The organism is Corynebacterium sp. sy017, assembly GCF_017918135.1.
Lineage (GTDB): Bacteria > Actinomycetota > Actinomycetes > Mycobacteriales > Mycobacteriaceae > Corynebacterium.
The window spans coordinates 396,503-410,729 of the sequence record NZ_RZUE01000001.1; the positions used below are offsets into that span (position 1 = coordinate 396,503).

Genomic DNA, 14,227 nt, shown 5'->3' on the forward strand with positions numbered 1-14,227 from the left:
CCCCTCGTCACACCGTGTACCACGCCTCTAATCGGGTTATGCTTAATTCACGTAAAACATTCTTGCTGCCAAGGAGAGTAGTTCCATGAATAACCCTGCTCATGTCCCTATGCTCAAAGATACTGTTGCTGGTCATGTCCGTGCTGCCGCTGGCATGAGTGCACACTCTGCCACTGACCGTAAGTTCTGGTTTGGTTTATCAGATGCAGTTATGGAACAACTTGCTGATAATTGGGAAGCCACCACACGAGCCTATAATGCAACCCGCCAACAGCATTATTTTTCAGCTGAGTTCCTCATGGGACGTGCCCTACTCAATAACCTCACCAACCTGGGATTAGTGGAACAAGCTGAGGAGGCAGTTCGTGCTTGCGGTCATGAGCTTTCCGACGTTCTAGAAGCAGAAAATGATGCAGCGCTGGGCAATGGTGGTCTTGGTCGTCTAGCAGCGTGTTTCCTCGATTCTGCAGTTACGCAGAATTATCCTGTCACCGGTTATGGGCTGCTCTATCGTTATGGACTGTTCCGTCAAGAGTTTCATAATGGTTTCCAATCTGAATCACCGGATGCATGGAAAGAAGATGGCTACCCTTTTGTTGTTCGTCGAGAAGATCAACAACGCATTGTCACATTCGACGACATGATCGTGCGCGCAATTGCCTATGATATGCCTATCACTGGTTATGGCACGAACAACGTTGGTACCCTGCGCTTGTGGAAAGCAGAACCTCTCGATGAGTTCGACTATGACGCTTTTAACTCACAACGCTTTACCGAGGCTATCGTCGAGCGCGAGCGCGTGATGGATCTATGCCGAGTGCTCTACCCTAACGACACTACATATGCAGGTAAGGTGTTACGCGTACGCCAGCAGTATTTCTTTGTCTCTGCGTCCTTGCAAACAATGCTAGATAATTACATTGCTCATCATGGAACCGATCTCAAAGATTTTGCAAAATATAACTGCATTCAGCTCAATGACACTCACCCCGTACTCGCCATCCCAGAACTCTTACGCTTACTTCTCGACGACCACCACTTAAGTTGGGATGAAGCATGGAAAATTGTGACTGATACTTTTGCTTATACCAATCACACTGTGCTTGCCGAAGCCTTGGAGCAGTGGGATTGCTCTATTTTCCAGCAGCTTTTTGCCCGAGTTTTCGAGTTAATTGTAGAGATCGATCGTCGTTTCCGTGAGGATATGCGTGCTCGTGGGTTCGATGAAGACCACATTGCTACCATGGCACCAGTACAAGATGGAATGGTACGTATGGCATGGATCGCCTGCTACAGTTCTTTCTCCATCAATGGCGTTGCTGCGTTGCATACCGAGATCATTAAAGCAGATACGCTTGCGCAGTGGTATGAAATTGCTCCAGAAAAATTCAATAACAAAACAAATGGTGTGACCCCGCGTCGTTGGCTCAAAATGTGTAATCCACGGCTTTCTGCTCTCCTTACAGAATTGATGGGCTCTGATGAGTGGGTCACGAACTTGGACGCACTGAAACAACTACGCCACCACGGCGATAATGAGGAAGTCCTGCGCAAACTTATTGATATCAAGCAGGCTAATAAAGCAGAATTTGCCCAGTGGATCAAGCAACGCCAAGACATAAGTGTGGATCCAGAGTCGATTTTTGATGTCCAGATTAAGCGCTTGCATGAGTATAAGCGCCAGCTTATGAACGCTCTTTATATTTTGGATCTCTATTTCCGCATTAAGAATGATGAAGTCAGTTCGGTACCGCCACGCACCTTCATTTTTGGTGCTAAAGCAGCGCCGGGATATGTGCGAGCAAAGGCAATCATCAAGCTCATCAATGCTATTGCTGATCTAGTGAATAATGATCCACAGGTATCAAGTGTTCTGCGAGTAGTTTTTGTGGAAAATTACAATGTTTCCCCTGCCGAACACGTTATCCCTGCCGCGGATATTTCCGAGCAGATCTCTATGGCTGGCAAAGAAGCATCAGGTACCTCCAATATGAAGTTCATGATGAATGGGGCACTGACTTTGGGCACTCTCGACGGTGCGAATGTGGAAATCCTCGAGGCTGTTGGCGCAGATAATGCCTATATTTTCGGTGCGAAAAATGAGGAACTCCCTGCGCTGCGCGAGCACTATAATCCACATCATTGCTATGAGACAGTACCTGGTCTTAAGCGCACCCTTGATGCGCTTATCGACGGAACTCTGGATGATAATCACTCTGGTATGTTCCACGACCTGCGTAGTTCCCTACTCGATACCAATGGTTGGGAAAGCCCTGATGTGTACTATGTACTCGGTGATTTTGCCGCCTACCGCGATACTCGCGACGCTATGGCACAGCACTACTATGCGCAGCCACTGACCTGGGCACGCCAGTGCTGGGTAAATATCTGCGAATCTGGTCGTTTTTCTTCCGATCGCACCATTAAAGATTATGCAGAGCACGTGTGGAAGTTGCAGGCAACACTCATTTAAGATGCGCACTGAATACAGAAACTATAGAATGAAAGAAAATACCTGCTGCTTCGTTAAGGGAGTCATCATGGATAGCGTCTCAACATTGTCTGGTGTTAAAATTCCTGCGATCATATACTCTGCGCTACTTGGTATGACCATTACCCTAGGTTCAATGGTCACAACACTCAAACTAGATATTCCATTGTGGGCATGGGTACCGGTGTTTGCGCTACTGTGGTCAGTCACCCACGCTAGTCTCAAGCATAATTCTGCGGTATCGGATAATGGCACAATCACAATCGATCACAAGCGCGTGCTTACCTTAGCGCTATGTGGTTTGGTGCTTTTCCTTGCAGTAGTGTGCGTTGCTCTTATGGGAAGTTAATGGTTGTATCACTCACTCAGGGGTGTGTCCATGCATATGGGCACACCCCTGGTTTTATTTTTGTTCTAGCTGCGGTGCTATTTCTTTTGCCTTGATCATGAACCCAGATTGTCCGGCTTGATAGTATTTCTCCACATAGTCAAGGGCGATAAGAGCTGCGTCGTGATAGCTCATTCCCTCTGGTGGATGGATATTGGAGATACAATTCCTGCGTTCCTCAGTGATACCTGCATAGGTTTTCCAGGTGGAGTAAATGCCTAAAGAACTAGGCACGCTCAGTCCAGGGCGCTCGCCGATAACAACAAGAGTGATATCCCATGCGGCTGCTTGACCGATGTGATCTCCCAACGCAACTCGACCTTGGTGTCCTACTACCGGTGGCGCTACTTTATAGTCTTTGAGGGTTTCTTTGAGAGCAGTGTATAGCTGTGGACCGTGAGTACTTACTGCAGCAGGTGAAAGTCCGTCGATAAGCACAATGCCGATATCAGCTTTGTAGTCTGCTAGTTCTGGTGGTAATTCGCGTGGGGCACGGCCATAGTCAGGGCGTAGGAGATATTCTCTGCGATCCTTGGCTTGGGAGTGAATCTCAAGTATCTCCCCTAGTTGTTCGCGCAGTAGTGTCATATCCATGTGGGAGTGTACTGCGTCTCGCGCTTGGGCATGCGCGCTGAGTAATTCCAAGCGTGCAGCGGTAGGGACTGCTGCACCATATCTGCCTAATCCGACTCGTGCTGGGGTAAGGCTTTGTAATTGAGCGTTGAGTGTTTGCTGGGGGGTAATGTCTTGCGTATGGTTCATGATTTCGCCTCAAGAGAAATGAGTGAACTAAGATCTAGTGCTGGTTGGGCTTGTAGCGCATGTGTGTCGTCGATAAGCCCTGTGCCTTGCAACCATTGCTCGAACTCTGGAGCATGACGACGCCCAGTCACTGACCTGGCGAGGGCAACATCATTATGGCTAAGCGATTGGTAGCCAAGCATGATGTCGTCTGTGCCAGGCACACAAATAACAAAACTTGTACCTGCTTGAATAAGCAAGTGCAGCAAAGAATCCATATCGTCAGGATCAGCTTCTGCATGGTTGGTGTAGCACACATCCACTCCCATAGGTAGCCCTAGGAGTTTGCCACAGAATAAGTCTTCTAGACCGGCGCGAATAATTTGTTTCCCGTTGTAGAGATATTCAGGTCCAATAAAACCTACCACGGTATTGACCAGCAAAGGATTGTAGTGCCGCGCTAAGCCATAAGCACGTGCCTCGAGAGTTTGTTGGTCTACTGGGTGTCCGTCGTTATCGCAATGTGCACCTGCCGATAGTGCAGAACCTTGACCAGTCTCAAAATACATACAGTTATTGCCCACGCTGCCACGTCCAAGTGACAAAGCGCCAGCATACGCCTCGTCTAATAATTCTTTTGTCACCCCGAAGCTGAGATTTGTGCCTTCAGTACCTGCTATTGATTGGAAAACCAGATCCACTGGTGATCCTTTTTCTAAAAGATCAATCGTGGTAGTGACGTGGGTAAGAACGCATGATTGAGTGGGAACCTCATAGGTCTGGCGCACATCATCTATCAGACGTAGTAAGGAATCAACGCGCGTGGGGAAATCAGTGGCGGGGTTGATTCCAATAACTGCATCTCCTGACCCCAGTAGCAGACCATCGGCAATGGAAGCTGCGATACCAGCTGGGTCATCTGTGGGATGATTTGGCTGCAACCGAGTAGCTAAAGTTCCTGGTAGTCCAATTGTGCTGCGGAATGCAGCAACATTAGTGATTTTGCTGGCCACAGCAATCAGCTCGCCGTTGCTCATCAACTTTGAGACTGCAGCTGCCATCTCTGGGGTGATTCCTGGTGCGATAGCAGAAAGAGCAGCACTATTGTTATATGCCTGCTCCAGTAGCCACTGCCGGAACTCCCCCACAGTCAAATGCGCAATAGGTGCGAAAGCCTCTTTGTCCCAGTCGTCAAGAATAATGCGGGTAACAAAATCACTGTCATAGCTTAGTGCTGGCTGCTCTAAAAATTGCACGAGGTCAATATCTGCCAATACCCATTGCGCTGCAGCACGTTCTGCAGCGCTATGCGCACCAGCGCCAGAGAGAATATCTCCAGAACGCAGCGGTGTTGCCTTGGCCATGACGTCGTTAAGCGAACGAAAAGTGTAATTATGTTCCCCGAGTTTATAGTGATAACCAGAGCCGGACATAAAATTCCTTACTTCATATTGAGCATTAGGCAGTGTCGATGACATCTAGCCTAGTGCGAGCGATAAGAAAATAGGTGCAGTACAAGCAAGCACGCTAACACTGCCACTGAGCACAATCCAACGGCGATATTTGCAAGGAAAGTACAAACAATCGCGCATAATGACAGCACTAAGGCAATGCCAGAGGTAATTCTGCCACCAGGGGTCACATATGGAGCCTCGCTTGTCTGCTGCGGCACTACTTTTTTGTGTAGGACAATGTGGCTAGCCATCATGAGCGCATAAGAAATTACTGCGCCGCACACTGCAACTGCCATGAGTGTATCGCCGTCGATGAAGATCGTTAGGACAAAACCAATGATAGCCGGCACGATAAGCGCCCAGGTAGGTACCCCACGACCGTTAACGCGAGTGAACACATGAGGCAAAATCTGTTCCCTGGCAAGGCTATAGATTAAGCGACTATAGCCAAAGGTAATGGAGAAAAACGAGGCGATAAGACCGATCAATGCGGCACAATTGACCGCCACAATCAAGATAGATGGTGCATGGATAGCGCGTAACCCACTGATAAGCGGATCACCTGATTGTGCAAATACATCAGTACCTGCGCCACCGGGTCCAACCAGGAGCATGGCAAACGCGAAGATACTTAGAATAACCATTGAAAATAGAATTGCACGCGGCAAAGTTTTATGTGGTGAACGCGCTTCTTCAGCAGCCATAGGAACACCCTCGACAGCTAAGAAAAACCAAATTGCCGACGGAATAGCAAGCCATACGCTCATAGAGCCATGTGGGAAAAAATCGATTCCTTGCGATAGATGCGTCACATCAAAATGCGGCACCATTGCTATGGTGTACGCAATAAGCGCCAACGAGGCAATCGTAGTAATGACGAGCATAACTTTGAGCGCTTCCCCAGCACCGGCCAGGTTAATCGCAACGAAAATGACGTAGCAGGCTAGATGAATCACCCACGGATGTGAGAAATGAACTATACCGAGCGACTGCACATAAGCTGCGATAAACGTGGAGATAGCAGCCGGTGCCACCACATATTCCAATACGATTGCGCTTGCTGTGATCACGCCACCAATGCGCCCAAAAGCGATTGTTGCAAATTGGTGCCCACCGCCTGCGCTTGGGAATCGTGAAGACAGCTCCGCCAAGGCCATACACATCGACAGATACAGCACCCCGACGACGACCAAAGCAATTGCCATGCCACCCCAGCCGCCGTCTACTAGACCGAACTGCCAACCAGCAAAATCTCCGGAAATAACGAAGGAAACTCCCAGCCCAGTGAGCAGCACCCATCCCAAGGTTCCTTGTTTAAGACCAGTTTGCTTCCCTGCTGACTGCTTTTTCTCCCCTTGCACTCTTTGTCCGTCCATTGTGTTGGTGTCCAAAGAATCCTCCTTAAGACCTTGGTGAAGTTTCTTAGCCTGTACTGATTGCACTCCCGACGCTACCGAGTATGTAAGTCCTCATAGTGAGTATGCGGTGCGTGGTTTTCACCAGTACCCCAATCAGCCTACCTGTCAATCAATAGGTATGGAAATCAGGGGGAGGTGGCAGGAATTTTCATACAGAAACAATGATTCGTAAAGCATCGGTGGGATCAAACGCATGAGGAACCTCTGCGAGAGAAATAGGACCTGCAGTAATTGATTCCCAATCAATAGTTGATCGAGAAAGAAAATCCAAAGCCTGTTCAAGATGACGCGGTTCATAATTATGCACACCAACGATATGCCGCAACCCACGCACTAACCACTCGGGATTAACCGATATATCTGGTGACGTTGCCACAGATCCGCTTAATACAGCTAGACCCCCAATATCGAGCACACTAATACAAGAATCAACGCCTTGAGCTGAACCAGAAAATTCGCACGACACATCTATGCTACATGGATTGGCAGTATATTCTGCAGGTGTATATACCATTGCTCCCAATGACTGTGCCCACGCACAACGCTGTGGATTAGGATCTATCGCCGTCACTACCGCACCAGCCTGGATAGCGACGTCGACAGCAAGTAAGCCAAGCATTCCACACCCCACCACCAATAGTCTTTTCCCAGCAAGACTGCCTACATGGTGGCGCACCTTTTCCAATGCTGCCATCACAGTACCACCTGCACATGACGCAATAGACGCCGGCACGTCCTCTAACGTATCAGGTACCACAGCTACTGGCTGGTGAGCCCGAAGCACAATATGGGAAGCATACGTCCCCGATAGTGACCAGTCCCCATTAAAAGGCTCATGTCCAGTCTTGAGCAGATTGCGACATTTGGCAGTACAACCCATCTCACAACGATCACATGACATACATGGTGCAGTAACTGAAAAAGTCACACGCTGACCGGGCACTAAAAGTGGATTACGCGTTTGTTCAACGATACCGACTCCTTCATGGCCAAGAACTGACGGGCATGCCTGTTTCCTCCGCCCTGTTACTGTGTGACGATCAGAACCACAAATACTCGCCGTGGTTATACGCACCAAGCTCTCTCCGGGTTGTAACTGAGGAGCAGCCAAAGCAACATTCTCAAAGTTAAGTCCCCCCATCCATACAAGTGCATTAATTGGTTCGCTCAGTGATGTATGCAAACTCATTATTCTGCCTCGTCGGAAGGGTCAGCCAGAAGTAAAGGTAGTTGAGCAGCAGAATCTAAGACAAAATCAGCACCGAAAGAACCGAATTTTTCTCTATCAAGATGCCCAGTCAATACTCCGACACTCGTCACTCCTGCTCTTTGTGCACTTTCCACATCTGCTTGAGTATCGCCACAACTAATTACCTCTTTTAGATCACTTACACCAAGTTCTTGCATTGCCTTTTCAATAAGGAAAGGCTCAGGACGTCCAAGAGGCACTTCGTCACCAGCAACTAAGCAGTCAATAACACCGTTATTCCACCCCATCGCTTCTAGAATAAGATCAGCTATTTCACGGGAAAACCCTGTAGTGAGAGCGATTTTTATCCCTTTTTCTCGTAAAAGGCAAAACATTGTTTCAATTCCAGCAAACGGACTTGGTGGCTCAGCCATATAGCTTCGACGCAGTTCAGCCCGAAACCATTGCCATGCTCTTTCATGTATGTCTTTGTTTAGTGGCACCCCACCAATTTCTAATAACTGACCTAGTGCCCAATATTTTTCAGTACCCATATACGACTGAAATACCTCATCGCTAATCCTGGCACCTTCGCGTTCGGCTGCTGTACGCAATACGCGATAGACCTCATCGCGTTCATCAACAGTAGTTCCCGCCATATCAAAAATTGCTAGTCTGTACATTATTTATCCCTTAAAGGTGAAAAGAATTGTGGCTGATAAAATCGCTCATGCGCGCCTTATGAATGGAAGGCATCCTAGTATTTAATGGCTATCGCACAGCTTTGCGTAGCCACATGGAAAGAAATTCCACACATAGTACTACGCCAATGATGAGTAAAAGAATGTAAGTTACTACTTGAAACTGATTCACACGAGCAGCATTGAGCAATTGAAAACCAATACCGCCAGCTCCGACTACGCCTAATAACGTGGCCGACCGGATATTGATATCCAAAAGATAAAGAGTGTGCGCAATAAAAGCTGGTGCTGCTTGACGTAATGTCGCTGCAAAAAATACTTGTGCTCTTGTCGCTCCAGCTGTAAAAATTGCTCTTTGCACATCAATATCTGTTTCTTCAAGCGAATCTGCTACCAATTTTGACAACAGCCCTACTGCGCCAAGTGCCAACGCTAGAGTGCCTGCCACAGCTCCAAGACCCGATATAACAACAAAAATAATGGCAAGGATCAGTTCTGGAATTCCTCGAATAATAACGATGAAACTCCGCACAAAAATATGGACAGCAGGATGAGAAATAACGTTCCGAGCAGCAAGAATTCCAATAGGGATCGCACATATTGCCCCTAAGAACGTCGCCGCTAGAGCAATACGGATTGTATCGAACAGTAATGCAAAAAGTTCGGGTGCCATATTCTCCGACGATGGTGGAAAAAATAATGCACAAGTAGCAGGAATATTCATTACACCATCGAGTATCTGATGTGTAGTTATTCCAACTTTTGCGGCAGCAGCCCATGTAAAAAAGACTAGAAGCGCTATCGATGCTACACGCTGTCCGCGGGAAAAAGTCCACGGAGGTTTCACGCTAGAAGTATTTTTAGCAGGCTCTACCTGCTCTTTTCTTTCTGGATTACGTGGCAAAAAGAACGTATCAGCCCATGTCCGCGCTCTCTTTTGTGGAGAAAAATCTGTGCTCGCTTTGCGTAGGATAGCCGCACGCAATGCAGCAGAAAGTAACTCGATACCGATGCATAGCACCAAAACAACGAGAGCCAATGCCATGCCTCTGCGATAATTCATCATTCGTAAGGAATCAGCTATCGCCATGCCCACTCCCCCGACTCCAACGTATCCCAAGAGCACTGAAGTACGGAGGTTTATATCAAAGCGATGCAAAGCAGTAGCGATTATCTGAGGGGCAAGCGCCTGCGGTATAGCAGCGATAATTTGTTGCCTTCGTGTGCCACCAACAGATTCGATAGCTTCACGAGGACCGTCGTCAAGCTCTTCAATCGCATCAGCATATAATTTCGCAACCATACCAACTGAGTGAATTCCCATAGCTAAAATACCACCTACGGACCCGAGGCCGAATATCCGCATGAAAATGATGGCAAGAACAAGATCGGGTATTGCTCGAGCGATCACTATTAAGGCACGCGATGCAATCCGTGCGCTAGAGTTGGGTGAGATTTTCCTTGCTGCGCCTAAAGCCAGTGGCATAGATAAAACTACTGAGAGCAATGTTGCTAGGAATACAATCGCCAGTGTCTCAGAAATCAATGATAGTAATTCCGTTATCTCTGGAAACTGCAGCGGAAACATACGCTTTAGAAAAGCGGAAGCATTGCTGGCAGATTCAACAAGACTATTGATGTTGATTCCTATAGAAATGACTGACCAACAACCCGCTAGAGCTAGGGAAACAAAGCAAAGATACGCCGTAATACGGTGCTTATTCTTATAGCCCTTATAACTCTTATACCGCAGTATGCTCGACGGATGTGCTGAATAAGTTGAAGAAACAGTCATCTCACACCTTCCGTGGTAAGAGCTGCTTCCGCAGTACCAGCAGAATGCGCAGTTATGGATTGATATACATGCGCTGCATCTTCAACCGTCATTGCTTTTGTTGAGCGATCAAACTTCACCCGACCAGATCCTAAGCCAACAATACGATCCGCATAGTCTATGGCTAATTGCACCTGATGCAAGGACGCAATGATAGTGATCTTATCTTCGACGCAAATTTGCTTTAATAAAGTCATCACCGCATCAGAAGAAATAGGATCAAGGGCAGCAACAGGTTCATCCGCTAATAGTATTTTGGGGTGCTGCATAAGAGATCGTGCAATAGCTACACGTTGTTGTTGTCCACCAGATAAAGTATCGGCTCTTTGATGCGCTCGGTCTGCAAGTCCAACACGCTCAAGCATTGCCAAAGCCTCATGTTTTATTGCTTTAGGATACATCATCAGCGATAACCGAGGACCAGTGAGTCTTCCCAATGCCCCTGTGCATACATTTTCCAACACAGACATCGGTCCTACTAAATTGAATGCCTGGAAAATCATGCCAATATCTTTACGTAGAAAACGCAATTGACGAGCGCTAAGAGAATTAACCTCTTGTCCAAGTACGCGCACACTGCCATTAGTCGGGGAACATAAGCCATTGATATGACGTAATAATGTAGATTTTCCGGACCCCGATAATCCCAATAAGACAGTGATTTCTCCTGTGCGGAAACCAAGTTTTACGTTATCAAGACCAAGGACACCACCAAAATCTTTGCTTACATTCTGCAGTTGCACCGCATAGTGCGTATCAATCTCGTGCTGTAGTTGCGAAGTGACCATGCCAAGTTCTCCGTTATTGCCCTATCAGTGACCGTGTATTAGGAAATAGCAGCACAAGCCTGTGCTTTCGTCGTGGCGCAAATACTACGGATGGTGTCAAAATCAGCATCACTGATTTCTTTATATCCCCATTCAATTTCTTCCGGTAGCACACAACGCTCTACTGAAGAACAAATACCTGCTGCTACTAGCGCAGGCTTATTTGCTTTTTCGCGAATAGCAGTCCGAATTTTCGCTACGAGTTCAGCAGGTACTGATTCTGTGTTAATTGCTATAGGATCTTCCGTAATAGGGTCAGATTCCCAGATGGATTTCACTTCCCCCTCTTTTATCTGACCTGTTTTTGTCAAAGTGGTCAGCATAGCGTCGTGGGCAAAAGCGGCGTCACAGTCGCCTCCTTTGAGCGCAAGTAATGATGCGTCATGTCCACCAGTGATAATCGGTTCAACATCATTGAGCATATCGATACCACTGTCCATAAAACCTTTCATCGGCACTAAATAACCTGAAGTGGAACTAGGGTCTACCAAACACACCTTCTTCCCTTTGAGATCTTTCAGAGAGGAAATAGGAGAATCTTGTTTCACGTAAGCCAACGAGGTATATGCCGGTGCTTGTGCTTCATCATTAGTAGGAGCTGCTATGGGTTCAATGGGGACACCAGAATCTTTAGCTAAGACATAAGAAAAGGGACCATAAGATGCAATATCGATTTTTCCAGCACGCTGCCCTTCAATAACTGCAGCGTAGTCGGTAGCATCTTGAAACTCCACGTGTACTTGTGTTTCTTGTTCAATGAGTTTTGCTAAATTTTCATAAGACGACTTAAGAGTTTGGGAAGTCTCCGCAGGAACTGCTGCAAAGATCAGGGTATCTTTAGTCTCATCTGCAACACTTGAATTTGTGCTGCCATGTCCGCCACAAGAAACCAACACAGGACACATACATGCAACGGCTGCATAATACTTTAACTTCTTCATGAGGATCCTTTCATTTTCGTGTATGACGAAGTTCTGCCACGCAGAGACGCCGGAAAGCAATGTGTACTAGAAAATATTTTGATAAGACATACTCAACTTGTCTAGTCGAGTTAAAAGAATTCATATACAAGTAACCTACGTTAACCCTAAAAAGTGACGTTACCCCTACCATTAAGTGCCAAATCAGCAACCCCAAAGGATAAAGTCATACCTATGCCAGAAGTTACTACCGCCACCACCGTTTGCTCATCAGGATGTTCCAAAATTACATTCACACTAGGCGAATCAGCATAACGCCCCTGCCAACGCTGGATAACTCGTGGGTTTTTAATGGCAAAATATTCACCAACACCATCGATGAGTAATTGCGCCACATCATGATCCATAAAAGGATCCGGAGACAACGCATAGCTATGCGAGTCCCCCACAAAAATACCTTCTGGTATTCCAGTAGCCATGAGATTAGCAACGCAATCTACAAGTTCAGGAGCATTTTCCTTAAGCTCTTTTTTGAGCTTTAACATACTTGGCATACCAGTAAAACCGTCATAACGAGCAAGAGACGTTCCAGTAAATAATGCAATATCAGCAGGAACACGCTTTGGTCGCTCAATCAACGCCATAGTCAAAGTACATACTCGAACAGAAAACTTATCTGCTAACTGCGGAAATAATTGTGTAAGAAAATAGTTCGGACAACATATCACCCGTTCAGCCTCAAATACGCCACGATTTGTTACAACCGTGCCAGAGGCAACCTCACGCACTTCATGCAACCACTGAAAAATTACCCCCTGTTGCGCAAGCCATGCAGCCAGTTTCGGTGCCGCTTCACGTGGATTTACTCGCATATCCAGTGGAAACCATGCTCCCCCGACACTTGGCAAGCCCGGATTACCAATTTTGGCACCCACCATTTTTGACTCGAGGAGTTGGACTTGTTCATCACCTCGATGACGTGCAAACTCTTCAAGTACCTGCATTTGCGCTTCTGTCATAGCAGGCACATATGTCCCAGAATTTTTTGCCCATAGCCCCACAGTTTCAGCTGCCCGGATCCACCCTTGGCGCGATACCCATGCCATATCCATAGTTGAATCAGCCTGACCAGTAAAGCAAGCATGACCGAAATTCATAATTGAGGAACCAACAGGACGCTCCGATCGATCAATAACACGAACTGAGAGCCCTTTTTCATGCGCCAAAAACGCAGTAGCGAGTCCTACAATGCCGCTACCAACCACAATCAAATCAGTTTTCATACCCCTTATTGTGCACCCAATAAACACCTATTGTCCATACTTGAATAGACAAGTTAAGGTATTTTTTGCCAACTATTAACCAGAATTGGGTCGCTATCGGGTTATCATTAGAGTCATATTTCCGCAAAGTGCTGGATAAAACATCATCAATCCAGAAAGGCATATTCATAGAAGTGGCTAAACTGCAGCAGCACCAAGAGATCGCAGCTCATCTCCGACAGCAAATTCGCACAGGTGTATTCTCCCCTGGTCAAGCAATTCCTTCAGAAGCCCAGCTATGCCAGCAATTTCATTGTGCCCGAGGCACAATTCGTCAAGCTATCACAACACTACGCACCGAAGGCTTACTATCCTCAGGGCAAGGACGGCGATCCCGTGTCCTTGACACTGTCCCAACCCAGTCCTTTGACGGAGTTATCTCTTTTTCACAGTGGTGTCAGAACTCCGGAATCGAACCAGGTCAGCAAACTCAATGGGTTACTCGTCGTCCAGCAGGATCAGAATTGGCTGTGCGCCTGAATATCTCTGCTACCGATCAGATTGTCTCGGTATATCGTCTCCGACTTATGGATGGCGAACCTGCCATGGTAGAACGCCTCAACTATCCTCTGGAAGTAGGTAAGCACATTCTCATTTTTGATACTGATTCGGGATCCATCTACCAACAACTCATCAATTCCGGTATCTCTATTGCCTACGCAATTCGCACCATTGATGCGATACCAGCAGCAGAAGAAGACGCCCGTTTACTTGGTGTTACTCCCGGAACTCCCCTACTGAGAGTGCGTCGCCATACTTTTTCCCAAGACGGTACCCCCATTGAAGCCTCCGACGATCGCTATCTCTCCCATATGGCAAATTTCACTATGACAACCGTGCGTGGAACCCCCTCACCAATTTCTATGGTCAACGCACAAAACAACTCCGAAGATGATCCAATCAATGACTAGCTCAAGTAGTAGAATCACATTACACTAGCTA

12 protein-coding genes are annotated in these 14,227 nt (G+C 47.1%); 3 read left to right on the top strand and 9 right to left on the bottom strand.

From position 1 onward, the window contains the following. The first annotated feature begins 85 nt into the window (after positions 1-85). Positions 86-2,473, top strand: a complete 2,388-nt coding sequence (locus tag EML15_RS01815) for a glycogen/starch/alpha-glucan phosphorylase (protein ID WP_144273140.1) — start codon at positions 86-88, stop codon at positions 2,471-2,473. 67 nt (positions 2,474-2,540) lie between these two features. After that, positions 2,541-2,840 carry a hypothetical protein gene (locus tag EML15_RS01820; protein ID WP_144273141.1) on the top strand — a complete coding sequence of 100 codons (300 nt, stop codon included), beginning with the start codon at positions 2,541-2,543 and terminating at the stop codon, positions 2,838-2,840. 54 nt (positions 2,841-2,894) lie between these two features. Here the strand turns inward: EML15_RS01820 and eutC are convergent, their stop codons facing one another. The 9 genes from eutC to EML15_RS01865 all read right to left on the bottom strand — a co-directional run bounded on the left by eutC (position 2,895) and on the right by EML15_RS01865 (position 13,246). Further along, positions 2,895-3,641, bottom strand: coding sequence for an ethanolamine ammonia-lyase subunit EutC (eutC, locus tag EML15_RS01825; RefSeq protein WP_144273142.1), 747 nt, complete (start codon positions 3,639-3,641; stop codon positions 2,895-2,897). Then, positions 3,638-5,053 (bottom strand): ethanolamine ammonia-lyase subunit EutB, encoded by a 1,416-nt coding sequence (locus tag EML15_RS01830; protein WP_144273143.1) that lies wholly within the window; start codon positions 5,051-5,053, stop codon positions 3,638-3,640. The genes eutC and EML15_RS01830 overlap by 4 nt, the downstream gene beginning before the upstream one ends. 50 nt (positions 5,054-5,103) lie before the next feature. After that, a complete protein-coding gene (locus EML15_RS01835) occupies positions 5,104-6,465 on the bottom strand; it encodes an amino acid permease (protein ID WP_144273144.1) in 1,362 nt (453 codons plus the stop codon). Between the two features lie 175 nt (positions 6,466-6,640). After that, positions 6,641-7,681 (bottom strand): alcohol dehydrogenase catalytic domain-containing protein, encoded by a 1,041-nt coding sequence (locus EML15_RS01840; RefSeq protein WP_144273145.1) that lies wholly within the window; start codon positions 7,679-7,681, stop codon positions 6,641-6,643. Next, entirely contained in the window at positions 7,681-8,364 is a 684-nt protein-coding gene (locus EML15_RS01845) for an HAD-IA family hydrolase (protein ID WP_144273146.1), read from the bottom strand. Before EML15_RS01845 ends, EML15_RS01840 begins: the two co-directional genes overlap by 1 nt. 88 nt (positions 8,365-8,452) lie before the next feature. After that, the gene (gene phnE / locus EML15_RS01850) at positions 8,453-10,177 is read right to left on the bottom strand and encodes a phosphonate ABC transporter, permease protein PhnE (protein WP_144273147.1); all 1,725 of its coding nucleotides are present in this window, start codon (positions 10,175-10,177) and stop codon (positions 8,453-8,455) included. After that, positions 10,174-11,004 (bottom strand): phosphonate ABC transporter ATP-binding protein, encoded by an 831-nt coding sequence (gene phnC / locus EML15_RS01855; RefSeq protein WP_144273148.1) that lies wholly within the window; start codon positions 11,002-11,004, stop codon positions 10,174-10,176. The genes phnE and phnC overlap by 4 nt, the downstream gene beginning before the upstream one ends. A gap of 38 nt (positions 11,005-11,042) precedes the next feature. Next, positions 11,043-11,984, bottom strand: coding sequence for a phosphate/phosphite/phosphonate ABC transporter substrate-binding protein (locus tag EML15_RS01860; RefSeq protein WP_144273149.1), 942 nt, complete (start codon positions 11,982-11,984; stop codon positions 11,043-11,045). A gap of 146 nt (positions 11,985-12,130) precedes the next feature. Continuing rightward, on the bottom strand, positions 12,131-13,246 hold the full coding sequence (locus tag EML15_RS01865) for a TIGR03364 family FAD-dependent oxidoreductase (protein ID WP_144273150.1): 1,116 nt from the start codon (positions 13,244-13,246) through the stop codon (positions 12,131-12,133). A gap of 173 nt (positions 13,247-13,419) precedes the next feature. On the opposite strand from EML15_RS01865, the gene EML15_RS01870 reads away from it, so the two are divergent. After that, positions 13,420-14,196, top strand: coding sequence for a GntR family transcriptional regulator (locus EML15_RS01870; RefSeq protein WP_144273151.1), 777 nt, complete (start codon positions 13,420-13,422; stop codon positions 14,194-14,196). Positions 14,197-14,227: the final 31 nt, after the last annotated feature.